Genomic DNA, 23,487 nt, shown 5'->3' on the forward strand with positions numbered 1-23,487 from the left:
CCCCCGGATGGTGCGGTGCGATGTGGTGCTATGGCATGCACCTGCCCAACCGGGAAGGCTACTCCCCGGCCCCCTCATCCCGCAGAAGGGTGGCCACGGTGCCGGGCGGCACCTCGGCCGTGGTGAAGGTATCCCCTGGCGCACGCAGCAGCACGAAGCGCATCGCCCCGTCGCGGACCTTCTTGTCCTTGCGCATCCGCGCCATCAGCCGCTCCGCGGAGAAGCCACGCGGCAGATCCGCGATACGCGCCGGCAAGCCGCAGGCTTGCAGGTGGGAGATCACCCGCCCCGGTAATTCCTGTGAACAGAAGCCCATCCGGGCCGAGAGCGACGCGGCCAGACAAAGCCCTACCGCCACCGCCTCCCCATGCAGCAGCGTGCCGCTATAGCCGCACTCGGCCTCGAAGGCATGGCCGAAGGTGTGGCCGAGGTTGAGCAGGGCTCGGCCACCCTCCGCACTCTCCTCCCGCTCATCCGCCGCCACCACGCCGGCCTTGAGGCGGCAGGATTCCAGCACCGCATGGGCCAGCGCCGCCGGGTCTCCGGCCACCGCTCGCGCACCCTCCGCCTCGCACCAATCCCACAACGCGCCCTGCAACAGCCCGTGCTTGGCCACCTCCGCATAGCCGGCGCGCAGCTCCCTCGGCGGCAGCGTCGCCAGCACGCCGGTATCGGCCAGCACCAGCAGCGGCTGATGGAAAGCGCCGACCAGATTCTTTCCCAGGCCAAGATTGATCCCGGTCTTGCCACCCACCGAACTGTCCACCTGCGCCAGCAGCGAGGTGGGCACCTGGATGAAGGGCAGCCCGCGCAACGCCACCGCCGCGGCGAAGCCCGCCAGGTCACCCACCACGCCGCCACCCAGTGCCAGCACCGCGGTGCGCCGGTCCGCCCCCGCGGCCAGCGTCGCCTCCACCACCCGCTCCAGTTGGGCGAAGGATTTGCTGGCCTCGCCCGGCGGCACCGCGATGGTTGTAACTACCACGATGCCCGCCTCCGCCAACCCTCCCAGCAGGGTGGGCAGATGCAGCGGCGCCACGCTGGAATCAGTCACCACCACCACGCGCCGCGCCGGCAGCACGGGCGCCAGCAGCGCGCCGGCCCGGGCCAGCAGACCCTCACCCACCAGGATATCGTAGCTGCGTTCCGCGAGGCGCACCTTCATCCGCGCCGGCTCCCGATGCGCGTCCAAGGCCTCCATAACCCGGCGCGTGGTGGTCTCCGGCGGCTCGTCGGTGCAATCCACGATGATTTTCGCCTCTGCGAAGGTGGGGTGGCGCTCGATCATCAGGCGTTCCAGCACCTCGCGCGGGTCCCGGTTGAGAAACAGCGGCCGATGTTCCCGCCCCGCCACGCGGCGCAGCAGCACCGGCAGCGTGCAGCGCAGCCAAAGGGCGAGCGCGCCCGAATCGGCCACGGCGCGGCGGGTTCGCGCATCTGTGAAGGCGCCGCCGCCGGTGGCCAGGACCAGCGGCGGCCCGGCCAGCAGGCGCGCGATCACCCGGCGTTCCCCATCGCGAAAATGCGGCTCCCCATACCGCGTGAAGATTTCCGTGATGGGCAGGCCGGCGGCCAGCTCGATCTCGGTATCTGCGTCCACGAAGGGCAGGCCGAGCTTCGTCGCCAGGCGCCGCCCGATGGAGGATTTGCCGCAGCCGGGCATGCCCACCAATACCACGCTGCGGCGTGGCGGGGTGGGGTTCGCCGGTTCGGGCGAGGGGGCGTCCGGCGTGGGCCAGGCCGGAAAGGCGGTGTTGCGTGACACGGTGGTGAAGGCTAGCACACCGGAACGCGCACGAGGATCCGCCCCCACGATGTTCCGAAATCCCCTCCTGCTGCTGCTCGCCCTGGCCGCTGCGCTGCTGGGGATCGGCCTGCTCGGGATCGGCGCCTTCCCGCCCTCCGTGACGCCGGAGCCGGTAGAGCGCGTGGTGCCGGCGGACCGCTTCGGAACGCGCTGACCGCAGCAAAAGCCAGATGGACCGCCACGGCGAAGCCTTCCTGGAGATGCTGGCCGCGGAACGTGGCGCCGCGCGCAACACGCTGGCCGCCTATGCCGCGGATCTGGCGGATTTCGCCGAATTCTGCACTCCGCGAGGCATTTCCTCTCTAACGGCGGATGCCGCCACCATCCAGAGCTACCTCCGCGCCGTTTCCGATGCCGGCCTGTCGGCGCGCACCGCCGCCCGCCGGCTTTCCGCCCTGCGCCAGTTCTTTCGCTTCCTGGTGCAGGAGGGTCTGCGCAAGGACGACCCGACCGAATTGCAGCAAAGCCCGCGCCTGCCCGCCAGTCTGCCCAAGCCATTGGCCGAGGCCGAGCTTGCCGCACTGCTGGACGGCGCCGCTCGCCTGCCCGGCCCCCGCGGCTCCTTCGCCCTGGCGCTGATCGAATTGCTCTACAGCAGCGGCCTGCGCGTGAGCGAGTTGGTCGCCCTGCCCGCCAATGCGCTGCGCCCCGACCAGCCGCTGGTCACCGTGCGCGGCAAGGGCAACAAGGAAAGGCTGGTGCCGATCTCCGCCCGCGCGCGCGACGCGGTGCTGGCCGCCGCGGCCGCCAAGCCGGAGCCGGAGCGGAAATCCCGCTGGCTGTTCCCCTCCCGCGCCGCCGGCGGCCATGTCACCCGCCAGACCATTGGCCTGGTCTTGAAGGATGCGGCGCTGGCCGCGGGGCTGGACCCGGCGCGGGTCAGCCCGCATGTGCTGCGCCATTCCTTCGCCTCCCACCTGTTGGCGCATGGCGCGGATCTGCGCAGCCTGCAGATGCTGCTGGGCCATGCCGATATCGCGACCACGCAGATCTACACCAAGGTGCTCGAGGAACGGCTGCAACGCCTGGTCGAGGAACACCACCCACTCGCCATCCAGGAGCCCGCCGCATGACCGCCCTCGCCCGCCCGCACCGCAGCGAACTCGCCGTCCCAGCGATTCGCCCCGAACTGTTCCCCAAGGCCGCCGCCGGCGCCGCCGATGCCGTGTTCCTCGATTTGGAAGACAGCGTGCCGGAGGCGGAGAAGGACCGCGCCCGCGCCAATGCTGTCGCCGCGATCCGCGACATCGACTGGGGCCGCAAGATCCTGGCGGTGCGGGTGAACGGCCAGGACACGCCGCATTTCTACAAGGACCTGATCGCCCTGCTCGAAGCCGGGGACCGACTGGACGTGGTGATGATCCCGAAGGTGGGCGACCCGCGGGAGGTCTTCGCCGCCGACCTGCTCGCCACCCAGATCGAGGCGAGTGCCGGCCGCGCCCGCCGTGTCGGCCTCGGCCTGGTGATCGAGACGGCGAAGGGCTTGGCCCATGTCGAGGCCATCGCCACCGCCTCCCCCCGCACCGCGAGCCTGCATCTCGGCGTGGCGGACCTGGCCGCCAGCCTGGGCATGCGCACCACGGCAATCGGCGGGCTGAACCCGGATTATGCCAGCCCGGCCGGCCTGCTGGACCCCTGGCATTTCGCGGTCGCCCGTCTGATCACCGCCGCGCGCGCCGCTGGCCTCCGCCCGATCGACGGCCCCTATGGCGATTTCCGCGATGCCGAGGGCCTGGAAGCCAGCGCCCGCCGGGCCCGCGCGATGGGCGCCGAGGGCAAGATGGCGATCCACCCCGGCCAGGTCGCAGCGCTGAACGCCGCCTTCCAGCCGGATGAAAAGGAAGTCGCCCAGGCGCGGCGCGTGCTGGCGGCGATGGAAGCCGGGCGGCTGGAAGGCCGCGCCGCGGTGGCGCTGGACGGCAAGTTGCTGGACATCGCCTCCATTCGCCAGGCGGAAGCCATGGTGGCGAAGGCCGAACGCGCCGCCTGAGCTGTCCCTATGCCTTGTGGACGCGGAGCGGCCCGAAGCTCTGCGCCACGGGCATCACCTGCAGCGTGTTCACATTCACCCGCGCCGGCCGCGTCGCTACCCAGTGCACTGCGTCCGCAATGTCTTCCGGGTTCAGCGCCTCCGTCCCCGCATAGGGGGCGGCGGCCTTCTCGGCATCGCCCTTGAAGCGCACTGCGCTGAATTCGGTGCCGCCGACCAGCCCCGGCTCGATATCCGTCACCCGCACTGCCGTGCCGAACAGATCGGCGCGCAGGTTCAGGCTGAAATGGCGGACGAACGCCTTGGTCGCGCCATAGACATTGCCGCCGGGATAGGGCCATTCGCCGGCGGTCGAGCCGATGTTCACCACATGCCCGCGATCCCGCGCCACCATCCCCGGCAGCACGGCGCGCGTCACATACATCAGCCCCTTGCAGTTGGTGTCGACCATCGCGTCCCAGTCATCGAGGTCCGCGCCCTGGGCCGGGTTCAGACCGAGCGCCAGCCCGGCATTGTTCACCAGCAAGTCGATCTGCTCCCACCCCGCCGGCAGGCTGGCCACGGCGTGCTCCACCGCCGCGCGGTCCCGCACATCCAGCACCACGCAATGGCAACGCGCCGCGCCGAGCTCGGCCACCAGCGCATCCAACCTTTCCGCGCGCCGCCCGGCGGCCAGGATGCGCCAGCCATCGGCGGCGAAGCGCCGGGCGATGGCCAGGCCGAAGCCGGCGGTGGCGCCGGTGATGAAGGCGGTCGGGGCGTGCATCGGGCTTCTCCAGGTTTCAGCCGACGCGCAACAGCGTCGGCCCATGGGTTCGCAGCCAGGCGGCCGCGGCGTTGCGGTGTGGGGTCAGGTGGCTGACATGGGCCCAGAACCGGGCCGAGTGATTCATCTCCCGCAGATGCGCCACCTCATGTGCCACCGCGTAATCCAGCACCCATTCGGGTGCCATCACCAGCCGCCAGGAAAACGCCAGCGAGCCATCCGGGGCGCAGCTTCCCCAACGGCTGCGCGTATCCTTCAGGCGGATGGCGGCGGGCCGCACCGCCAGCGCTTGGCTGTGCCGCACGGCCAGCACGCCGATCCGCCGCTGCGCTTCCGCCCGCAGGAAGGCCATCACGCGGCCCGGCAAATCCGCCGCCACCCCGCCCACCACAATGCGATCACCCTCCAGCGAGCCGTCCGCGGATCGTGGATCGTGCCGGATCGTGCAGTCTTGCCCGCCGAGCATCACGCTGCCGCCATCCAGCAGCTTGTTGGCCGGTGCCAGCGCCGAAAGCCGGGCCAGCACCCAGGGCCCATTGGCGCGCAGCAGCGCCAGCCCCGCCCGGCGCGCCGCCTGCGGTGGCAGCACCACCACCACCGCCCCCTGCCGAGGACAAATGCGCAGCGAAACCCGCCTCGCCCGCGCCGAGCGCTTCCACTGAACCTGGCAGGATCCGCCCGCCTCCGGCAACGCGATGATTTCCGCCTCGGTCATCCTGGCCGCCGAAACGCCTCTCGCACCCGCGCTGCCTGCGCGCGGAAGGCACAACCCTCGGCATGGTCGTTGATCAGCCCCATCGCCTGCATGAAGGCATGCAGCGTGGTCGGCCCGACAAAGGCCCAGCCGCGCCTCTTGAGGTCCTTGGACAGCGTGATCGAGGCAGCGGAGGTCGCAGCCCCGTGCGGCGGCAGGCTGGCCGCATCCGGCTCATGCCGCCAGACATAGGCGGCCAGCGAGCCTTCGCGCGCCACCAGCTCCTGCGCCCGCCGGGCATTGTTGATCACCGCCTCGATCTTGCCGCGGTGGCGGACGATGCCGGCATCGGCCAGTAGGCGCGCCACATCGGCCTCCGTGTAGCGGGCGATGCGGTCGATTTCGAAATTGTCGAAGGCCGCGCGGAAATTCTCGCGCTTGGCCAGGATGGTTCGCCAGCTCAGCCCGGACTGAAACCCTTCCAGGCAGAGCTTTTCGAACAGGCGCCGGTCGTCGGCGACGGGAAAACCCCATTCGCGATCGTGGTAGGCGATGTAGTCGGGCGTCGCGCCGCACCAGTGGCAACGCGGACGCCCATCCGGGCCTGTGATCGTGCCGGTCATGGCTCAGCCCGCCAGCGCCTTCAGTTCCACCTCGACGAAGGACAGTTTTTGCGTCCCCGCATTGACCACATTGTGCTCCACGCCCGGGTCGCGGGTGTAGGACAAGCCCGCGGTCAGCGTGGCGTTGGCGGTGGCGCCGCCGGGCAGTTCCAGCAGCAGCGTGCCGTCCGTGATCGGAATCACCACGTAGCCCCAGCCATGGCGATGCCAGCCGGTCTCCGCGCCGGGATCGAAATCCCAGCGCGTGACGCGGACCATGGCATCATCCTGCTGCACCGTGCCGATCGCTGGCGCCCGGCACGTCAGCGGCGTGCTCACTCCGCCGCCACCTTCATGCCCAGGCCCGGCAGCGGCAAGGCGCCGGCCGCTTCCATGTTGTCCCACGCCTTCTGCCCGGCTTCGGTCGAGAGCGGCAGGTGCGGCGGACGGATGTTGCGCCAGGCGGCATCGCCAGTCGCGCGGGCAATGATCTCGCGCAGGCCGGGGATCAGCGGGGACGCGGTGGCGGCCTTGCGGGTCGCGTTCAGCACCGCCTGCGCGGCATCGGCCTCCGGCCCCGTGCGGTGCTTGTAGACGATGGCGCCGAAGCGGGCGTTGACGTTGCCGGCGGCGGTGATGCAGCCCGCGCCGCCCTCGGCCAGGATCTTTTGCACGTATTCGTCGGAACCCGAATAGACCTCGAAGCCGTCCTTGGCGAAATTGTCGATCATTGCCTTCATGTTGGCGTAGTCGCCGGAGCTGTCCTTCACGCCCTTGATCTGCCCCGGGAAGGCCTTCAGCAGCCGCCCGATCAGATCCAGGCTGAACGGCACCGCGGATTGCTGCGGGAAGTGATACAGGTAGATGGCGATGCCGCCGCCAACCCGGTTCACCACTTCAGAGAAGTAGGCGAAAAGCCCGTCATCCGACGGCGCCTTGTAGTAGAAGGGCGGCAGTACCAGCACGCCGCGGCAGCCCTGCGCCTTGGCGTGCTTCGTCAGCTCCACCGTATCGACGAGGGACGCGCAGCCGGTGCCCGGCATCAGCTTCGTAGCCGGCACGCCGCGGGCAATGATGCCCTCCAGGATCTGCTTGCGTTCATCGAAGCCGAAGCTGTTCGCCTCGCCCGTGGTGCCCAGGATGCCGAGGCCGTTGCAGCCATTCGCCAGCAGCCAGTTGCAGTGTGCGGCATAGCGATCGAGGTCCGGCGTGTAGTCCGCCGTCATGGCGGTCAGGGCCGCCGCGTTGATGCCGCCGAAAATCGCGTCTTTCATGGCTTCGGGTCCTTCCCGTTGGGTAATCTTCAGGCCCGCCTGAGGCGGGGTATCGGCCGTGCCGCTGCGGGCCAGCGGCCCGGCCAGTCCACGGCATTTTCCTCCAGCGCGCCAGCATCCCGTTCCGCCACGCTGCGGCCGCGGACGGAAACACCGGCACTGTGCACCGTCTCCGGATTGCCGGAGACCAGCGGATGCCACCAGGGCAGGTCCCGCCCCTCGGCCAGCAGGCGATAGGCGCAGGTTGGCGGCAGCCAGTCGATCGAGGCCACCTTGGCCGGCGTCAGCTTCACGCAATCCGGCACGCGCGCCTTGCGGTTCGCGTAGTCCTTGCATTGGCAACTCTGCCCGTCCAGCAGCCGGCAGGCGACGCTGGTCCAGACCAGTTCCTCGGTCTCCGCATCCCGCAGCTTGTGCAGGCAGCAGCGGCCGCAGCCATCGCACAAGCTTTCCCATTCCGGCCGCGTCATCGCGCCGAGCGTCTTGGTCCGCCAGAAGGGTTCGGGGCCAGGTACGGGGGTCGCCATGGCTGGAACGCTACCCCCGGCGGCAGCGGCTGAAAACGCCGCTCTCCGCATATCAGCCCTCGGCTGTGTCGCGGAAATAGGGCTCCACGGTGCCCTTCAGCTTCAGCGTCAGCGGCATGCCCTTGCGGTCCACCGCCTTGCCGACCGAAACCCGCACCCAGCCTTCGCTGACGCAGTATTCCTCGACATTGGTTTTCTCGGTGCCGTTGAAGCGGATGCCGATGCCGCGCGCCAGCAGCGCCTCCTGATAATGGGGGCTGCGCGGGTCCACGGACAGGCGGTCGGGCAGGGTCTCGGGTGCGTCTTCGCTCATGCCGAGGTGGTAGTCGCAGCGGGCCGCGATGCCAAGGGTTCCTGCAAGCGGCGCAGCGCCGCCAGGAAACGTGCGGCAGCCTGTTCCGGCGGCCAGGGCTGCCAGGGGGTGCCGCCATGTTCCGCCACCAGCGGGTCCTCCTCCATCACCGGGGCGCGGATGCCGAGGGTCGCGCGCACCTCGGCGCGGGACCAGCCGGCGACATGCACCGCCTCCGCCGCCGCCATCGCGACATCCAGCTTCTTGTGCAGCTTTTTCTCGACGGGATTCCACGGCGGCAGGGCGTAGCGCTGCGCCACCACCGCCCAGAGCCGGTCTTGCAAGGCCAGGAAGCCGGGGCCCAAAAAGGGCTTCAGCGGGGAGATGCAGTCGAAATTGGTCAGCCCCTCCTCCGCATCGTGCAGCAGTTCGCGCAGCGCCTCCGCGCGCCCCGGTGCGGGTGTTGTCCGCAGCCGCAGCGCCAGCACGGCCAGCGAGTGCTGCGCCACCGAAAGCGGCGCGCCCGGCCAGATGGAGTGCCCACCCCACCGAAAAGTCCGCGCCAGGCCGGTGGCCAGATCCTCATCCGTCCAGTCGAAGGGGGTCGGCGCCAGCAGGTCCAGCCGGCGGCCGGAGGGCAGGCGGACCCAGGCGCGAGCCTCGTTCAAGGTGCCGTCAGGTCGAAATCGGCGGTCACGGCCAGATCCTCGCTGAACCAGGACCGGATCGCCGCCTGGCGCTGGCCGCAATATTCCGGGTGGCCCGCCGCATCCAGCCGCATGGTTAAATCATGCCCCGGCACCAGCAGCGTCCCCGGTACCGCCCGCCACAGCGACCAGATGCCCGCCATGGAGGAGCAGGAGGCCGCCGCATCCATCGTCATGTCGGCCGCCATGGACAGCATCTCCGCCCGGTTCTTCGCCGCATCCCCGCTGAAGATGACGGGCGGGTCGTTCACCGCCAGGTAATACACCAGGCAGCCCGGCGTGTGGCCGGGCGCGGCGATGGCATGCACCCCCGGCAACGGCTCATCCCCTGCCGAAATCCGCCGCGTGCGCGGGTTTTGGGCCAGTTCGCGCACATGCAGCTCCGGCAGCGCGTTGAAATCCCAGGGCTCGGCTTCCGCCCATTCCATCTCGGCGGCGCCGATCCAGACGGTGGCGTTGGGTAACAGCGGCGCATTCACGCTGTGGTCCCAATGCGCATGGGTCAGCAGGATATCCGTCACCTCCTCCCGCTTCACGCCGCGCGCCGCCAACTGCTTGGCCAATTCGGGCCGCACGCCGAAGGACCCGACATCCACCAGGGCGATCCGCCCCTCCCCGCGCAGCAGCGCGATGGTGCTCCAGCCTAACGCGCCATGGCAGACGGATTTGCCCGGGTAGCCCTGTACCAGCACGTCCAGCGTATACATCAGCGAGCCCTCGATCATCCCTCCCACAGTAGCGGGGTTGCGGAGCGCGCCAAGCCGGCCGATTCTGGCAGGCACATGAAGTTCCTGCACGCCGCCGATATCCACCTCGATAGCCCCATGGCCGGATTGCAGGCGCGCGCCGACCTGCCGCCGGACCTGCTGCGCCACTGCACCCGCCGCGCCTTCGCCGCGCTGGTCGACCTGGCGATCGCGGAGGACGTGGCCTTCGTCATCATCGCCGGCGATTTGTATGACGGGGACTGGAAGGATTTCTCCACCGGTTTGTTCGTCGCCGAACAGATGAAGCGCCTGGCGCGCCCCTGCTTCCTGCTGCGCGGCAACCATGATGCCCGCTCCGTCATCACGAAGGAGCTGGCGCTGCCGGCGAACGTCTTCGAATTCTCCACCCGCACCTGCCAGACGCATGAGCTGGGCGCGATCGGCATCGCGCTGCACGGCCATTCCTTCCCGAACCGGGCGGTGCCGGAGGATCTCTCCGCCGGCTATCCCGAGCCGCGCCGCGGCTGGCTCAACATCGGCGTGCTGCACACCTCCGGCAACGATCCCGGCGAGCACGAAACCTATGCCCCCTGCGACCCCGGCCTGCTGCGGCTGAAGGGCTACGACTACTGGGCGCTCGGCCATATCCACCAGCGCCAGGTGCTGGGCGAGCATCCCTGGATCGTCTTCCCCGGCAACATCCAGGGCCGCCACATCCGGGAGACAGGCGCCAAGGGCTGCAGCCTGGTTACGGTGGAAGACGGGCGCATCGCCGCCGTCGAACATCGCGCCCTGGACAACCTCCGCTGGGCGCTGCTGGAGGTTGAGGCGGCGGAGGACGCGCCGCTGGCCCGCCGCATCGCCGATACCGTCGCCGCTGCGCTGACCGCCGCCGAGGACCGCCCCCTGCTCGCCCGCCTGATCCTGACCGGGGAGGCGATGCCCGGCCTCGCCACCGATGCCGAGCGCCTGGCCGCCGAATGCCGCAACGCCGCCATCGAGGCCGGCGGCACCCTGTTCATGGAAGCCGTGCGCCTGCGCACCCGCCCGCGCCGCAGCCTGGAGGCCGGCGCGCTGGACCCGCTGCGCGCCGCCTTCGAGGCCGGCCTGGCCGACCCCGCCCGCATCGCGGCCCTGCTGGCCGAAATGGCGGCCCTGCGCGCCAAGGTGCCCGCGCCAGCGCGGGATGCGCTGGACCTGCCGCAGGATGCGGAGGGCCTGTCGCGCCTGGGCGAGGAAGCCTGGGCTCTGGCGGCGGCCGCCATCGCCGCGGAACAGCCGGCGTGAGGCTGCTGCGGCTGGACCTGCTGCGCTACGGGCATCTGACCGACACGCAGCTTGATTTTCCCGAATCGGCGCCGCTGGTGGTGGTGCTCGGCCCGAACGAGGCCGGCAAGTCCACCACCCTGTCGGCAATCGGCGATGCGCTGTTCGGCTTCCCGGCGCGCAGCCCCTACGCCTTCCTGCACGAAACCAGCGCGCTGCGCCTCGGCTTCGAGGTGTTGGGCCGCGACGGCAGCCGCAGCGCCTTCCAGCGCCGCAAGGGCAACAAGAACACGCTGCTGGATGCCGCCGAAAATCCGGTGCCGGATGCGGCGCTGCTGCGCCTGCTCGGCGGCGCGAGCCGCGCCCTGTTCGAGACCACCTACGGGCTGAACGGCGCGACGCTGCGCGACGGCGCGCTGTCCCTGCTGCAAAGCGGCGGCGAGGCCGGCGAAAGCCTGCTGGCCGGCATGGGCCTGCCGCATCTCCGCAAGGCGCTGGACCGGCTGGATGCGGAGGCCAGGGCCCTGCATGGCGATGGCCGTGGCCGCCGCGCCCTGTCCGCCGCCGCCGAATCCTGGGCCGAACAGCGCCGCGCCGCGGAAGACGCCGCCATCCGCCCGCGCGACTGGCTGGAGATCAAGGCCGCCTATGACGGCCTTTCCACTGCCATCGAGGAGGCCACCGCCCAAGGCGACACCCTGGCCGCCGAGGCCGCCCGGCTGCACCGCGCCCGCCGCATCCTACCGCTGCTGGCCAGCCTCGACGCGCTGCGGTCGGAGGCCGAGGCGGTGGCCGATGCGCCCGCTTTGCCCGCCGATGCCGCCGCCACGTTGCGCCAGCTTCTGGAAGATCACCGCCTGGCCGCTGAGGACCAGCGGCGCGAATCGGCGGAAGCGCAGGCGCTGGAGGCCGAAAGCGCCGCCCTGCGACAGGACCCGGAGGTGCTTGCGGCGCAGGACGAACTCGACCTGCTGGCCGCCCGCCGCAGCGGCGCGCTGGAAGCCGCGCGCGACCTGCCCGGCGTGCAGCGCAAGGTGGAGGGTTTCCGCGCCGAGGTGGAGGAAGCCGCCGCCCTGCTCGGCAGCACGGCCAGCCCGGAGGACTTGCGCGAGGCCCTGCCCCGCGCCGCCAACCGCCAGGCCGCCCAGGCGCTGATCCGTCGGCACACCGAACTGGCCACCGCCCAGCGCAGCGCCGAGGCGGCGCTGGCCGAAGCCATCCGCCAGAGGGATGCGGCGACCGCTCGCCTCGCCGCCTGCCCCGTGCCGCCCGCCACCGCCCCGTTGCGCCGCGCCATCGATGCCGCGCGCGGTGAAGGCCAATTGGATCGCGAATTGGTCGCGGCGGACCGCGCGCTGGCGGAGGCTGCGCGGCAGGTTGCCACGGCGCTCTCCGCGCTGCCGATCTGGTCCGGCGACGCCGCGACGCTGGCCGCCCTGCCGCTGCCCCTGCCCCCTGCGACCGAGGCGGCCGCGAAGCAGCTCGCCGATGCCACCGCCGCGGCCGACGCCGCCCGTGCGACCGAAGCGGCGCTCGCGGCCGAGATCGCCGACCTTGAGGAGGCACTGCAACACCTCGCCCGCGGCGAGACGGTGCCGACCCCCGCCCGCATCGCCGCCGAGCGCGCCCGCCGCGATGCCGCCTGGGCCGCGCTGCGCACACATTTGACGGCCGGTACCCCCGCCGACCCGGCCCTCCCCGACACCTTCGAGGCCCTGCGCGACCAGGCCGACCGCCTGGCCGATGCCCGCGCCGACGATGCCGGCCGCGTCAGCGACTACACGACCAAATCCGCCCGCCGCGACCTGCTCCGCGCCCGCGAGCCGATGGTCCGCGCGGCCTGCCTTGAGGCGGATGCGGCGGCGGCAGCGGCCGAGGTCGCTTGGCAGGCGCTATGGCAACCCGCCGGCGTCGTGGCGCAGAACGCCGCCACCATGGCCGAGTGGCGCCGCAACCGCGCCGAGGTGCTGCGCCTGGCAGAACAGGAGGCCGCCGCGCAGCGGAAGCGGGATGAACTCGCCGCCCGCCGCGACGCCGCGCTGGCCGCCCTGCACGCCGTATTGCCCGGTTCGGAAACCTCACTGGCGCCCCTGCTCGACCGCGCCCAGGATTCGCTGGCCGAGGCCGAGGCCGCGCAGCAGCAGCACCGCGACCTGGCCCGGCGCGCCGCGGAGGCCGCGGAGCAGGTGGAAGCCGCCCGCCACGCCCAGTCCCGTGCCGCCGCCGCGCTGACCGGTTTCGCCCCGGAGTGGCGCGCCGCCACCGAGGCGCTGCGCCTGCCGGCCGACGCCTCGGCTGAGGCGGTGGAACGCGCGCTCGGGGCCTGGACCCGCGTGGCGGAGGCCGCAAAAGCCTGGCGCGGCGATGCGGCGCGCGTCGCCGACATGACCCAGGCAACCGAGACCTTCGGCCGGGACACAACGCAGGTGTTGGACCGCCTCGGCATCCCGCCCGGTGAGGACTCCGCGCCGGCCCTGGTCGCCCAGCTCACCCGCCGCCTCGCCACCGCGCGGGAGTCGGCGAAGGAATCCGCCGCACTCGCCAAACGCCTGCAGGACCGCCGCCAGGCCGCCGCCACCGCCACCACCCGTCTCGCGGAGGCCGAACGCCGCCTCGCCGCCTTGCGCGAGGCCGCGGGCGCCGAAGACGTGCCGGCGCTGGAGGAGGCGATCCGCCGCGCCGCCGCCCGCACCACGCTCCGCAGCGCCATCACCCATGCCGAGGCCGCGCTGCGCGCCCAGGGCGATGGCCATGACGAGGCTGCCCTGCGGACTGAGGCCGCCGGCACCGACCCGGACCAGGCCACCGCCCGGCTGCATCGCATCGAGGCCGAGCAGGCCGCGCTCCGCGAACGCCTGGCCACCCTCGGCGCCCAGCGCCAGGATGCGGAGGCTCGGCTGGCCGCCATGCAGCAGGGGCGGGACGCCGCCGCCCATGCCCAGCAGGCCCGCCACCATCTGGCGGAGGCCAGCACGGCGGCCGAACGCTACGCCCGGCTGCACCTGGCCCGCACCCTGCTGCAATCCGGCATCGAGCGCATCCGCCAGGAACGCCAGGGCCCGCTGCTGCGCGAGGCCAGCCAGCATTTCGCGCTGCTGACGGAGGGCCGCTACGCCCGCCTCGCCACAGATGAAGATGAGTCCGGCCGCACCCTGCTGCGCGCGGTGCGCGATACCGGCACCGAATGCCCGGTGGACGCGCTCAGCGAGGGCACGCGGGACCAGCTTTTCCTCGCGCTGCGCGTCGCCGCCGTGGAAGCCCAGGCCGCCTCCGGCGAACCGCTGCCCTTCATCGCGGACGACCTGCTGGCCACCTTCGACGATCGCCGCGCCAGCGCCGCGCTGGCCCTGCTGACGCGCCTCGGCGCCACCACCCAGACCATATTGTTCACTCACCACGCGCATCTGGCGGAGCTCGCCGCGCGGCAGGGGGCGGTGGTACGGGAGATGCCCGGCTTCCAAGCCCTGGCCCAGCCGGCGTAAGCTCCGCCAAACGGAGGAATACGAGAATGGACGCCACCACGCTGCCGCCGGTGCTCCGCCTGGCCCCTGATGACGGTGTGCTGATCGCCCGCATCGCCCTGCCGCCCGGCACCACCGTGGCGCCGGGCATCACGGTCGGCGAGAAGCGCATCCCGCCCGGCCACAAGGTCGCGGTCCGCCCGCACGCCCCGGGCGAGGAAATCCGTCGCTATGGCCAGATCATCGGCTTCGCCACCGGCCCGATCGCGCCCGGCGACTGGGTGCACACCCACAACTGCGCCATGGGCGATTTCTCGAAGGATTACGCGTACAGCCGGGAGGTGAAGGCCACCGCCTATGCCAACACGCCCGCCAGCTTCATGGGCTTCCGGCGCCCGGATGGCCGCGCGGCGACGCGCAACTACATCGGCATCATCACCAGCGTAAACTGCTCCGCCCATGTCGCGGACCTCGTCGCCGATGCCTTCAAGCGCAACCCCTTCACCGGCACCGACCCGCTGGCCGATTTTCCGAATGTGGACGGCGTGGTGGCGCTGACCCACAAGACCGGCTGTGGCATGACGGAAGGCGAGCCGCTGCGGCTGCTGCGCCGGACGCTGGCCGGCTATGCGCGGCACGCCAATTTCTCCCACGTCATCGCCATCGGCCTGGGCTGCGAGGTGAATCAGCTCGGCGGGCTGCTGGAGGAACAGCGCCTGGCCGGCCGCCTCCGCAGCATGGACATCCAGGAGATGGGCGGTACCCGGAAGACCGTGGAAGCCGGCATCGCCTTCGTCCGCGAGGTGCTGGCCGAGGCCAACGCCGCGCAGCGCGAACCGATCCCGGCGAGTGAGCTGGTGGTCGCCCTGCAATGCGGCGGCTCCGACGGCTATTCCGGCATCACCGCCAACCCCGCCCTCGGCTACGCCTCCGACCTGGTGGTGCGGCACGGCGGCACCGTGATCCTGTCCGAAACCCCCGAGACCTACGGCGCCGAACACCTGCTGACCCGCCGCGCCGTCTCCCGCGAGGTCGGCGAAAAGCTGGTCGATCTGATGCGGTGGTGGGAGGATTACACGGCAAAGGAGGGCGCGGAGATGAACGCCAACCCCTCCCCCGGCAACAAGGCCGGCGGGCTGACCACCATCCTGGAAAAGTCCCTCGGCGCCATGGCCAAGGCCGGCACGACCAACCTGGTCGAGGTCTATCGCTACGCCGAGCCCGTGACCGCGAAGGGCTTCGTTTTCATGGACACCCCCGGCTACGACCCTGTCGCCGCCACCGGCCAGGTTGCCGGCGGCGCCAACCTGGTCTGCTTCACCACCGGCCGCGGCAGCGTGTTCGGCGCCAAGCCCGCGCCCTCCATCAAGCTCGCCACAAACACGCTGATGTATGAGCGCATGTCGGAAGACATGGACGTGAACTGCGGCACCATCGTCACCGGCGAGGAGACCATCGAGCAGGCCGGCCAGCGCATCTTCGAACTGATGCTGCGCGTCGCCAGCGGCGAGCGCACGAAAAGCGAGAGCTATGATTTCGGCGGCGCCGAATTCGCCCCCTGGGTGATCGGCGCGACGATGTGAGATTGCACCCCGACCCGCGCAGCTCGCATCCGGCGCTGCGCGGGTTGGTGCACGCCCGCCCGGTGCCGCGTCAGCCGATCGGCCCGCGGTCGATGCGGGTCAGCACGTCATTCACGCCACGATAGGTCGCCTCGATCCCGGTCACACCGCGCGCGGCAAGCCGGGCGGCGTGCATGGCATGGTAGGCCTCCGCCGCCTCGCGCGTCTCGAACAGATAGACGCCACCGGCGCGGCCAGCCTCGGCTCCTCCGTCCAGATCTCCCACAGCAGGCCCGGCTGGCCAGCAATATCCGCGGCCAGGGGCTTCAGCGCCTCCGTCCGCTCGGGACCGAAGGCGCTGTTCGGAAAATCGAAGATCAGGACGGTGGCGGTCATGCCGCTGGGGACTCAGGCCGCCGGCGGCGCCGCCGGGGCGTTCAGGTCGAGGAACTTCAGCGGACGCCAGCCGGAGACGTTGTTCGCCTCGAAGCTCAGCTTCCAGGAGCGGCCATTGGTGCTGTCCACCAGCACCACGAACATGCCGGTGCCCACCGGACAGGCCACAACCTGGAACCGGCCCGTCTCACTCGTCTCGGACATCAAGAAGTCTCCCGCTCACTCAATTCAAGCGTAAGCTACTGTGCGCTGCACCTGTTCGCCCAGCCCCTGAATCGACAAGCGAATCGTCTGCCCCGGCTTCAGGAAGACCGGCGGTTTCTGGCCGAGGCCAACGCCCGGTGGCGTGCCGGTGGAAATCACGTCGCCCGGATGCAGCGTGATGAAGTGGGAGACGTAGGAGACCAGGTGCCGCACGCCGAAGATCATGGTGCGGGTGGATCCGTCCTGCATCCGCGCGCCGTCGATATCCAGCGTCATCGACAGGTCCTGCGGATCCGCCACCTCATCCTTGGTAACCAGCCAGGGGCCGAGCGGCCCGAATGTGTCGCAGCCCTTGCCCTTGTCCCAGGTGCCGCCGCGCTCGATCTGCCATTCGCGCTCGGAGACATCGTTGCACACGGCGTAGCCCGCCACATGCTCCATCGCCGTTTCCTCCGGCACGCATTTCGCGGTGCTGCCGATGATGATGGCGAGCTCGACTTCCCAATCGGTCTTCACCGAGTCCTTCGGGATCATCACATCGTCATTCGGTCCGCAGACAGCGCCGAGCGACTTCAGGAACACGATCGGCTCCTTCGGGATGGCGGCGCCGGTTTCCGCTGCATGGTCCGCGTAGTTCAGGCCGATGCAGATGAAGTTCTTCATGCCGGTGACGCAGGGCCCGAGCCGCGGCGTGCCGGTGACGGCCGGCAGGCTGGCCGGATCCAGCGCCGCGATCTGCGCCAGGCCGGCAGCCGAAAGTGCGACCCCCGCCAGGTCCGGGATCACGCCCGAAAGGTCACGGATGGTGCCGGAGCTGTCCAGCAGGCCGGGTTTTTCCTGGCCCGCAGGGCCATAGCGCAAGAGCTTCATGAGGACTGCCTATACCCGTGTTGGGGGAAGCGGGGAACTGGAGGCCAACGCCTCCTGCCTATCGGTTGGTGCGTTTTCCGAGTCGTCAGGCGAAGCCGCCTGACTTGAAAACGCTCTACAGCGTCCAGCCGCCATCGATGACGATGGCCTGGCCGGTGACAAAAGCGCTCTCGTCGCTGGCGAGATAGACGGCGAGCGCCGCCATTTCCTCCGCCGTCGCCAGCCTGCCCATCGCCTGCCGCGCCACGAAGGCGGCGCGCGCCGCTTCCTCGCTGCCCGCCGCCGCCGCATTGGCGCTGATGCGCTCACCGAGGCTCGGCGTGTCCACCGTGCCCGGGCAGATCGCGTTGCAGCGGATGCCTTGCGTCACGTATTCGGTGGCCACCGACTTGGTCAGGCCGATGACGGCGGCCTTGGTGGTGCCGTAGAGGAAGCGATTCGGCGCGCCCTTGATCGAGGAGCAGCCGGAGGACATGTTGACGATGGTGCCGCGCTTGCGCTCCAGCATCCCCGGCAGCACCGCCTGCACCATCTTCCACATCGAACGCACATTCAGCGCGAAGCCGAAATCCCATTCGGCGTCGGTGGCGGTCAGCACCGTGTTCTGGTGCACGAAGCCGGCGCAGTTGAACAGGATGTCGATCTGCCCGGCCTCTCGCACCGCCGCCTCGATCGCCGCCTGGTCCAGCACATCGAGGCCGCGCGTGGTGATCCCTTGCGCCGTCAAATCCGCCAGCTTCGCGACATCCTTGTCGGTGGCGATCACTTCAGCGCCCTCTTGCGCGAAGGCCAGCGCCGTGGCCCGCCCGATGCCCTGCGCCGCCGCCGTCACCAGGCAACGCTTTCCTGCCAAACGTCCCGCCATGTCGCCGCTCCTCAATGGTTGTGCCGGCTTTCGCCGCGCGTCTCCAGGATGTTGAGGAACAGCGTCGCCGGCTCCAGGCAGCCGCCGGTGCCGAGCTGGCCGACCATGCTGCGGTAGATCTCCTCCCATGGCGTCTTGTGCAGCAGCACCGGTGCGGTCCAGGCCGCACGCCGAGCTGCCATCTCCTCCGCCGGGATCAGCACATCCACGCGCCGCGCCTTCAGGTCGATGCGGATCGGGTCGCCATGCTTCAGCAGCGCCAAGCCCCCGCCCACCACCGCTTCCGGCGTGACATTGAGAATGGAAGGCGAGCCGCTGGTGCCGGATTGGCGCCCATCGCCCATCGTCGGCAGCGCCGTGATGCCGCGTTTGATCAGCGCGGCCGGCGGCTGCATGTTCACCACCTCCGCCGCGCCGGGATAGCCCACGGCGCCGCAGTTCCGCACCACCAGCACCGTCTTCTCATCAATGCCGAGCGACGGGTCCTCGATACGCGCGTGGTAATCCTCCGGCCCCTCGAACACCGCGACCTTGCCCTCGAACACATCGGGCGTGTCGGACAGGAAGCGGGCGCGGAACTCCTTGTCGATGACGCTGATCTTCATCACCGCGCTGTCGAACAGATTGCCGGTCAGCACGATGAAGCCGGCGTGCTCCTTCATGGGCGCGGCGAAGCTGCGGATCACTTCGCGGTCCGGCTCGCCGAGGCCTTCCAGATTCTCCGCCACCGTCTTGCCGGTCACGGTCATCACATCGCCATGCAGGATGCCGGCATCCAGCAGTTCCTTCATCACCGCCGGCACGCCGCCGGCGCGATAGAAAGCCTCGCCCAGGAAGCGCCCGGCGGGCTGGCAATCCACCAGCAGCGGCACCTCGGCGCCGACGCGCTGCCAATCGGCCAGATCGTGCTCCACCCCCATATGGCGCGCGATCGCCACCATGTGGATCGGGCAGTTGGAGGAAGCGCCGATGGCGGACGCCACCATCACCGCATTCTCGAAGGCCTTCTTCGTCATGACGTCGGAGGGGCGGAGATTGGCCTTCACCATTTCCACCGCCCGCACGCCGGTCATGTAGGCCATCTGCGCCCGCTGCCGGTACGGCCCGGGGATCGCCGCGGACCCCGTCAGCGTCATGCCCACCGCTTCCGCCAGCGAATTCATCGACAGCGCCGTGCCCATGGTCGAGCAATGCCCGACGGAGGTGGAGCTAGCCGCCACCATCTCGATGAACCCCTCATAATCGATCTCACCGGCGGCGAGCTTCTTCCGCGCCTCCCAGACGATGGTGCCGGACCCCGCGAGGCGCCCATGCCACCAGCCATCCAGCATCGGCCCGCCCGGCAGGGCGACCGCCGGGATGTTCATGGTCGCCGCGCCCATCAGCATGGCCGGCGTGGTCTTGTCGCAGCCCGTGGTCAGCACGACGCCGTCGATCGGGTAGCCGTGCAGGATTTCCACCAGCGACAGGTACTGCAGGTTGCGGTCGAGCGAGGCGGTGGGCCGCTTCAGCGTCTCTTGGATCGGGTGGACCGGAAACTCCAGTGGCACACCCCCCGCATCCCGGATGCCCGCCTTCACCCGCTCCGCCAAGGCAATGTGATGCCGGTTGCAGGGGGAAATGTCGGAGCCGGTCTGCGCGATGCCGATCATCGGGCGGCCGGACTGCAATTCGGCCCGGGTCATGCCGAAATTCAGCTGGCGCTCGATGTAGAGCGAGGTCATGCCGGGGTCCTGCGGGTCGTCGAACCAGCGCTGGCTGCGAAGCTTGAAGGGCTTCTTCGTCTGGTCGTGGTCGTCCATGGCCTTTTCCCCCTCGGCTGCCGCCGTTTGGGGGAGTGAGGCGCCACCCCGCGCTTTCGTCAACCTCTCCCTGCACCGGCGGGCAGCGATGCGCGGGCCAAGCCCCCCGCCAGCCATTGCTGGAACAGCCGGTTCCAGAGCGAGCCTCCCCCGGACCCCTCCCCTTCGCAGGACATGCGGTGCCTCCACGATCACGTCGCCGACTTCTGCCGCGCCTCCATTTCGCGACGATTTCACGAGCGTCGCCACTTAATTGCGCCCAGCGCACCAACATGCTGCCCTGCCGCAGCCCGACGCCCCAGTCGTAAAGGATCCCACCCGCATGGCGGATGCCCCCGCCATCATCATCTGCGACGATGACGCCGATCTGCGCGATTCGGTCGCCGAATACCTGACCGATCAAGGCCTCGACGTGCGCAGCGCGGAGGGGTCGGCGGCGCTGCGCGGCCTGCTGGCGGAACGTGGCGCCGATCTGGTGGTACTGGACATCGCCATGCCGGGCGAGGATGGCCTGTCCATCGCCCGCGCGCTCCGCGCCCAGTCCGACATCGGCATCGTCATCCTCTCGGCCGCGGGGGGCGTACTGGACCGGGTGGTGGGGCTGGAGGTCGGCGCCGATGACTACATCGCCAAGCCGGTCGAGCTGCGGGAGCTGCTGGCCCGGCTGCGCGCGGTGCTGCGGCGGCGCCGGGCGCGGCTGGCCGCCCCCACCCCCACCCGGACGGCGCCGCCCGAGGCCCCGGTCAGCCACCGCATCCGGATGGGCCGCGCCTGGCTGGACCTGGAGGCGCGGCGGCTGACCGGGGCCGCGGGGCAGGAAGTCCCGCTCGGCCCCTTCGAATTCGCGCTGCTGCGCGCCTTCGCCGAGCGTCCTGGCCGTGTCCTGACGCGCGACGCGCTGCTCGAACTGGCGCATCCGCGCGGCGCGGACCATTTCGACCGGTCCATTGATGTCCGCATCGCCCGCATCCGCCGCAAGCTGGAGGCGGTGCCGGGCCGCCCGGCCATCATCCGCACCATCCGCGGCGCCGGCTACGTCTTCGATCCTGCGGGCGAGTAGAACCCCGTCAGGCCGCCACTTCCTCCAGGAAACCCTGCACCGCCTGGAACAGCGCGCCGCGGTTGCGCTCCATCCACATGTTGTGGGTGCCCTCCGCCAGCACGACCATGCGCTTGCCGGGTGACTGGCTCAGCTCGGAGAATACCGCGAAGCCCAGCCCCGGCGGCGTGGTGCGGTCCCATTCACCCACCACGACCAGTGTGGGCGCGGTGACCTTGGCCGGCTCCCACCACGGCTTGCCGGCGTTCCAGAATTCCCGCCCATCCGCCACCGGCCCGTTCGGCACCCGGAGGACGGAGGGGTTGGCGCGGATGCCATCCGGGTCCAGCGCCCAGGTCACGCCGGCGAAATGCTCGAACCAGCCGGGCGGGATCAGCGCGGCGCGCTGCGCCTCCGGGGCCTGGGATAGTATTCCTTCCCGCACCGCGCGCTGGGTCAGCGGCCGCCAGGCGCCGAGCGGCCCGCCGCCAGGATCGGTCCGGCTCGGCCCGTCGCGCAGCCAGGGCGGCGCGAACAGCACCAGGCGTTCCACCTGCGCTGGCTGGTCCGCGGCGAAGCGGCCGACCAGCTTGGTGCCCCAGCTATGGCCAAGCAGCACCAGCTTTTCGATCGAGCGGCGCTGCTTGATGAAGGCGACCGCCGCCGTCAGGTCCACCAGCGCCTGTTCGCCGCGCGCCACCGGCGGGTTCTGGTCGGCCGGCTGGGACATGGCGGGCGGACGGGTGGAGCGGCCAAACCCGGAAATGTCCAGCGTCCAGACATCGAAACCACGGCCGGCGATGTAGTCCATCCAGGAAAGGCCGCCGAAGGGCAGGTCGAAGCTCGTGCTCGCCCCGAAACCGGCGCCATGCACCATCAGCAGGGTGCGGGATGCCCCGGTGGTCGCGCCTTCCTGCCGCTTGTTGCGGAGGAACACCTCGATGCCCTCGCCGCTCGGCACCATGAATTCCTCGGTCACGACCTGCGGTGTGGCCTGGGCGCGAACCGCCGCCGGCAGCGCGGCGGCCGCCGCCGCCAGGGCAGGCGCGGCGAGGATGAGGCGTCGCTTCATGAACCAGGCTCCGGACGTCATTGGCGCGCATTGTAGCCGCCACCGGGGCCGCCCCCAAGCGGCCAACAGGGGGCCAACAGGTGGAACGCATGAGACACGCGGGAAGGTCATGGGACGGCCTCGGCAATCCAGGCTAACACGCCGCCGCCATGTCACACGCAACACGCAGCACAACCGGCCGCCTCGGTGCCTGGGGGCCGGAAGTCCGCGCCACCCTGGCGCTGGCCTGGCCGCTGGTGCTGACCAACCTGTCCCAATTCGCCCTGTCACTGACGGATGCGCTGTTCCTCGGCCGCGTGGCGACGGAGGCACTGGCCGCCGCGACCCTCGGCGGCAATCTGTTCTTCGCGATGCTGTCGCCCGCCTTCGGCCTGGCATTGGCCGCCGGGCCGATGTGCGCGCAGACCCGCGGACGCGGCCGAGGCCATCTGCGCGGCATGCGGCGCGATGTGCGGGCCGCCTTCTGGGCCTGCGCGGCGGCAACCATCCCAGTCTGGCTGGCGCTGTGGCACACGGAATGGCTGCTGGTCGGCCTGGGGCAGGACCCGGTGCTGGCGGCGCTGGCCGGGCAGTATGTCGGCGCGCTGATGTGGGGCATGCCGCTGTTCTGCGGCTTCGTGGTGCTGCGCGGCTTCCTCTCGGCGGAACAGCGGCCGCTTTCCGCCCTGGTGGTGTCCTTTATCGGCGTCGCGCTGAACATTCCGCTGAACTACTGGCTGATCCATGGCGGATTTGGCGTGCCGGCGCTCGGCGTGGTCGGCGCCGGCATCGCGTCCTCGCTCTGCAACCTGTTCATGTTCGCGGGGCTGGCGGTGGTGATCGCGCATGACCGGCATCTGCGCCGCTACCACCTGTTCGGCCGCCTCTGGCGCCTGGATGTGGCGCGGCTGCGGGAGGTGGCGCAGATCGGGCTGCCCATCGCCGGCTCCATGGCCCTGGAGATTTCCGTCTTCGCCTTCGCCGCCATCGCCATGGGCTGGTTCGGTGCCGTGGCGGTGGCCGCGCATGCCATCGCGGTGCAGATCGCATCCGCCACCTTCATGGTGCCGATGGGCATCGGCCAGGCCGCCACCGCGCGGGTCGGGCTGATGACAGGCGCCGGGCGGACACGGGAAGCGGCGCGGGCGGGCTGGATCGGCATCGCGCTCGGCGCCGGCTTCATGGTGGCGTCGGCCACCACGCTGGTGCTGCTGGCCACGCCGCTGGCCTGGCTGTTCCTGTCGCCCGGCAATCCCGGCGCCACCGAAACCGCGGCGCTGGCCGCCGTGATGCTGGTGATGGCAGGCTTCTTCCAGCTTTCGGATGGGGTGCAGGCCGTCGCCTCCGGCGCGCTGCGCGGGTTAAAGGATACGCGGGTGCCGATGCTGCTGGCCGGGCTCGGCTACTGGATCATCGGCCTGCCGCTCGGCCTGGTGCTGGCGCTGTGGCTGGATGTGGGGCCGATCGGCATCTGGATCGGCCTGTCCGTCGGGCTGTTCCTGGTGGCGGGCATGATGCTGGCGCGCTGGATGCGGCTTTCCGCCTCCGGTGGCTTGACGTTCCGCCGCCGGCTGGGATGACTGGCCGCCGGACTGCGACGGATGC

23 protein-coding genes and 1 pseudogene are annotated in these 23,487 nt (G+C 70.6%); 8 read left to right on the forward strand and 16 right to left on the reverse strand.

Annotated elements, in window-relative coordinates:
• Window positions 1–58 precede the first annotated feature (58 nt).
• Complete coding sequence (gene aroB, locus ACFHNC_RS08530) at window positions 59–1,765, reverse strand: 3-dehydroquinate synthase (protein WP_437168797.1); 1,707 nt, start codon at window positions 1,763–1,765, stop codon at window positions 59–61.
• Between the two features lie 49 nt (window positions 1,766–1,814).
• Between aroB and ACFHNC_RS08535 the strand changes: the two genes are divergently transcribed.
• From ACFHNC_RS08535 to ACFHNC_RS08545, 3 genes are read left to right on the forward strand one after another with little or no spacing between them, the layout of a single operon-like run.
• Window positions 1,815–1,961, forward strand: a complete 147-nt coding sequence (locus ACFHNC_RS08535; RefSeq protein ID WP_437168798.1) for a hypothetical protein — start codon at window positions 1,815–1,817, stop codon at window positions 1,959–1,961.
• A 16-nt stretch (window positions 1,962–1,977) separates the two neighbouring features.
• Window positions 1,978–2,880: a tyrosine recombinase gene (locus tag ACFHNC_RS08540; RefSeq protein WP_437168799.1), complete on the forward strand. Its 903-nt coding sequence runs from the start codon at window positions 1,978–1,980 to the stop codon at window positions 2,878–2,880.
• Window positions 2,877–3,797, forward strand: coding sequence for an HpcH/HpaI aldolase/citrate lyase family protein (locus tag ACFHNC_RS08545; protein WP_437168800.1), 921 nt, complete (start codon window positions 2,877–2,879; stop codon window positions 3,795–3,797). Before ACFHNC_RS08540 ends, ACFHNC_RS08545 begins: the two co-directional genes overlap by 4 nt.
• A 7-nt stretch (window positions 3,798–3,804) precedes the next feature.
• On the opposite strand, the gene ACFHNC_RS08550 is transcribed toward ACFHNC_RS08545, so the two are convergent.
• From ACFHNC_RS08550 to ACFHNC_RS08590, 9 genes are read right to left on the reverse strand one after another with little or no spacing between them, the layout of a single operon-like run.
• The gene (locus tag ACFHNC_RS08550) at window positions 3,805–4,563 is read right to left on the reverse strand and encodes an SDR family NAD(P)-dependent oxidoreductase (protein ID WP_437168801.1); all 759 of its coding nucleotides are present in this window, start codon (window positions 4,561–4,563) and stop codon (window positions 3,805–3,807) included.
• Window positions 4,564–4,579: 16 nt separating this feature from the next.
• A complete protein-coding gene (locus tag ACFHNC_RS08555; RefSeq protein ID WP_437168802.1) occupies window positions 4,580–5,278 on the reverse strand; it encodes a M48 family metallopeptidase in 699 nt (232 codons plus the stop codon).
• On the reverse strand, window positions 5,275–5,880 hold the full coding sequence (locus tag ACFHNC_RS08560) for a DNA-3-methyladenine glycosylase I (protein WP_437168803.1): 606 nt from the start codon (window positions 5,878–5,880) through the stop codon (window positions 5,275–5,277). The genes ACFHNC_RS08555 and ACFHNC_RS08560 overlap by 4 nt, the downstream gene beginning before the upstream one ends.
• A 3-nt stretch (window positions 5,881–5,883) precedes the next feature.
• Complete coding sequence (locus tag ACFHNC_RS08565) at window positions 5,884–6,198, reverse strand: cupin domain-containing protein (RefSeq protein ID WP_437168804.1); 315 nt, start codon at window positions 6,196–6,198, stop codon at window positions 5,884–5,886.
• Window positions 6,195–7,133 (reverse strand): dihydrodipicolinate synthase family protein, encoded by a 939-nt coding sequence (locus tag ACFHNC_RS08570; protein WP_437168805.1) that lies wholly within the window; start codon window positions 7,131–7,133, stop codon window positions 6,195–6,197. The genes ACFHNC_RS08565 and ACFHNC_RS08570 overlap by 4 nt, the downstream gene beginning before the upstream one ends.
• Window positions 7,134–7,162: 29 nt before the next feature.
• Window positions 7,163–7,660, reverse strand: coding sequence for a YcgN family cysteine cluster protein (locus ACFHNC_RS08575; RefSeq protein WP_437168806.1), 498 nt, complete (start codon window positions 7,658–7,660; stop codon window positions 7,163–7,165).
• 52 nt (window positions 7,661–7,712) lie between these two features.
• The gene (locus tag ACFHNC_RS08580) at window positions 7,713–7,973 is read right to left on the reverse strand and encodes a DUF3297 family protein (RefSeq protein ID WP_437168807.1); all 261 of its coding nucleotides are present in this window, start codon (window positions 7,971–7,973) and stop codon (window positions 7,713–7,715) included.
• A complete protein-coding gene (locus ACFHNC_RS08585; protein WP_437168808.1) occupies window positions 7,970–8,620 on the reverse strand; it encodes a hypothetical protein in 651 nt (216 codons plus the stop codon). The genes ACFHNC_RS08580 and ACFHNC_RS08585 overlap by 4 nt, the downstream gene beginning before the upstream one ends.
• Entirely contained in the window at window positions 8,617–9,441 is an 825-nt protein-coding gene (locus ACFHNC_RS08590; protein ID WP_437168809.1) for an MBL fold metallo-hydrolase, read from the reverse strand. The genes ACFHNC_RS08585 and ACFHNC_RS08590 overlap by 4 nt, the downstream gene beginning before the upstream one ends.
• Here ACFHNC_RS08590 and ACFHNC_RS08595 point away from each other — a divergent pair, their 5' ends adjacent.
• The 3 genes from ACFHNC_RS08595 to ACFHNC_RS08605 are packed head-to-tail and all read left to right on the forward strand — an operon-like array spanning window position 9,442 to window position 15,676.
• Window positions 9,442–10,653, forward strand: a complete 1,212-nt coding sequence (locus ACFHNC_RS08595; RefSeq protein WP_437168810.1) for a metallophosphoesterase family protein — start codon at window positions 9,442–9,444, stop codon at window positions 10,651–10,653. It begins immediately after the preceding gene.
• Window positions 10,650–14,114, forward strand: a complete 3,465-nt coding sequence (locus ACFHNC_RS08600) for an AAA family ATPase (protein ID WP_437168811.1) — start codon at window positions 10,650–10,652, stop codon at window positions 14,112–14,114. Before ACFHNC_RS08595 ends, ACFHNC_RS08600 begins: the two co-directional genes overlap by 4 nt.
• Before the next feature lie 26 nt (window positions 14,115–14,140).
• Window positions 14,141–15,676 carry a UxaA family hydrolase gene (locus ACFHNC_RS08605; protein ID WP_437168812.1) on the forward strand — a complete coding sequence of 512 codons (1,536 nt, stop codon included), beginning with the start codon at window positions 14,141–14,143 and terminating at the stop codon, window positions 15,674–15,676.
• A 70-nt stretch (window positions 15,677–15,746) separates the two neighbouring features.
• Here the strand turns inward: ACFHNC_RS08605 and ACFHNC_RS08610 are convergent.
• The 5 genes and pseudogenes from ACFHNC_RS08610 to ACFHNC_RS08630 all read right to left on the reverse strand — a co-directional run bounded on the left by ACFHNC_RS08610 (window position 15,747) and on the right by ACFHNC_RS08630 (window position 19,792).
• Window positions 15,747–16,051, reverse strand: a pseudogene (locus ACFHNC_RS08610) (YdhR family protein).
• Window positions 16,052–16,063: 12 nt separating this feature from the next.
• Window positions 16,064–16,255: a hypothetical protein gene (locus tag ACFHNC_RS08615; protein ID WP_437168813.1), complete on the reverse strand. Its 192-nt coding sequence runs from the start codon at window positions 16,253–16,255 to the stop codon at window positions 16,064–16,066.
• A gap of 24 nt (window positions 16,256–16,279) precedes the next feature.
• Window positions 16,280–17,125 (reverse strand): fumarylacetoacetate hydrolase family protein, encoded by an 846-nt coding sequence (locus ACFHNC_RS08620; protein WP_437168814.1) that lies wholly within the window; start codon window positions 17,123–17,125, stop codon window positions 16,280–16,282.
• 115 nt (window positions 17,126–17,240) lie between these two features.
• Window positions 17,241–17,990, reverse strand: coding sequence for an SDR family oxidoreductase (locus ACFHNC_RS08625; protein WP_437168815.1), 750 nt, complete (start codon window positions 17,988–17,990; stop codon window positions 17,241–17,243).
• Between the two features lie 11 nt (window positions 17,991–18,001).
• Window positions 18,002–19,792: an IlvD/Edd family dehydratase gene (locus tag ACFHNC_RS08630; RefSeq protein WP_437168816.1), complete on the reverse strand. Its 1,791-nt coding sequence runs from the start codon at window positions 19,790–19,792 to the stop codon at window positions 18,002–18,004.
• A gap of 322 nt (window positions 19,793–20,114) precedes the next feature.
• Here ACFHNC_RS08630 and ACFHNC_RS08635 point away from each other — a divergent pair, with 322 nt between their 5' ends.
• Entirely contained in the window at window positions 20,115–20,852 is a 738-nt protein-coding gene (locus tag ACFHNC_RS08635) for a response regulator (RefSeq protein ID WP_437168817.1), read from the forward strand.
• A gap of 7 nt (window positions 20,853–20,859) precedes the next feature.
• On the opposite strand, the gene ACFHNC_RS08640 is transcribed toward ACFHNC_RS08635, so the two are convergent.
• Complete coding sequence (locus ACFHNC_RS08640) at window positions 20,860–21,903, reverse strand: alpha/beta hydrolase (RefSeq protein WP_437168818.1); 1,044 nt, start codon at window positions 21,901–21,903, stop codon at window positions 20,860–20,862.
• 149 nt (window positions 21,904–22,052) lie between these two features.
• Here ACFHNC_RS08640 and ACFHNC_RS08645 point away from each other — a divergent pair, with 149 nt between their 5' ends.
• Complete coding sequence (locus ACFHNC_RS08645; protein WP_437168819.1) at window positions 22,053–23,462, forward strand: MATE family efflux transporter; 1,410 nt, start codon at window positions 22,053–22,055, stop codon at window positions 23,460–23,462.
• Window positions 23,463–23,487: the final 25 nt, after the last annotated feature.

It is taken from the genome of Falsiroseomonas sp. E2-1-a4 (genome assembly GCF_051433165.1).
Classification (GTDB): domain Bacteria; phylum Pseudomonadota; class Alphaproteobacteria; order Acetobacterales; family Acetobacteraceae; genus Falsiroseomonas.

Coding starts and splice junctions, on each gene's coding strand:
- ACFHNC_RS08535 (WP_437168798.1), top strand. CDS start 1,815: ATGTTCCGAAATCCCCTCCTGCTGCTGCTCGCCCTGGCCGCTGCGCTG.
- ACFHNC_RS08540 (WP_437168799.1), top strand. CDS start 1,978: ATGGACCGCCACGGCGAAGCCTTCCTGGAGATGCTGGCCGCGGAACGT.
- ACFHNC_RS08545 (WP_437168800.1), top strand. CDS start 2,877: ATGACCGCCCTCGCCCGCCCGCACCGCAGCGAACTCGCCGTCCCAGCG.
- ACFHNC_RS08550 (WP_437168801.1), bottom strand. CDS start 4,563: ATGCACGCCCCGACCGCCTTCATCACCGGCGCCACCGCCGGCTTCGGC.
- ACFHNC_RS08555 (WP_437168802.1), bottom strand. CDS start 5,278: ATGACCGAGGCGGAAATCATCGCGTTGCCGGAGGCGGGCGGATCCTGC.
- ACFHNC_RS08560 (WP_437168803.1), bottom strand. CDS start 5,880: ATGACCGGCACGATCACAGGCCCGGATGGGCGTCCGCGTTGCCACTGG.
- ACFHNC_RS08570 (WP_437168805.1), bottom strand. CDS start 7,133: ATGAAAGACGCGATTTTCGGCGGCATCAACGCGGCGGCCCTGACCGCC.
- ACFHNC_RS08575 (WP_437168806.1), bottom strand. CDS start 7,660: ATGGCGACCCCCGTACCTGGCCCCGAACCCTTCTGGCGGACCAAGACG.
- ACFHNC_RS08580 (WP_437168807.1), bottom strand. CDS start 7,973: ATGAGCGAAGACGCACCCGAGACCCTGCCCGACCGCCTGTCCGTGGAC.
- ACFHNC_RS08595 (WP_437168810.1), top strand. CDS start 9,442: ATGAAGTTCCTGCACGCCGCCGATATCCACCTCGATAGCCCCATGGCC.
- ACFHNC_RS08605 (WP_437168812.1), top strand. CDS start 14,141: ATGGACGCCACCACGCTGCCGCCGGTGCTCCGCCTGGCCCCTGATGAC.
- ACFHNC_RS08615 (WP_437168813.1), bottom strand. CDS start 16,255: ATGTCCGAGACGAGTGAGACGGGCCGGTTCCAGGTTGTGGCCTGTCCG.
- ACFHNC_RS08620 (WP_437168814.1), bottom strand. CDS start 17,125: ATGAAGCTCTTGCGCTATGGCCCTGCGGGCCAGGAAAAACCCGGCCTG.
- ACFHNC_RS08625 (WP_437168815.1), bottom strand. CDS start 17,990: ATGGCGGGACGTTTGGCAGGAAAGCGTTGCCTGGTGACGGCGGCGGCG.
- ACFHNC_RS08630 (WP_437168816.1), bottom strand. CDS start 19,792: ATGGACGACCACGACCAGACGAAGAAGCCCTTCAAGCTTCGCAGCCAG.
- ACFHNC_RS08635 (WP_437168817.1), top strand. CDS start 20,115: ATGGCGGATGCCCCCGCCATCATCATCTGCGACGATGACGCCGATCTG.
- ACFHNC_RS08640 (WP_437168818.1), bottom strand. CDS start 21,903: ATGAAGCGACGCCTCATCCTCGCCGCGCCTGCCCTGGCGGCGGCGGCC.
- ACFHNC_RS08645 (WP_437168819.1), top strand. CDS start 22,053: ATGTCACACGCAACACGCAGCACAACCGGCCGCCTCGGTGCCTGGGGG.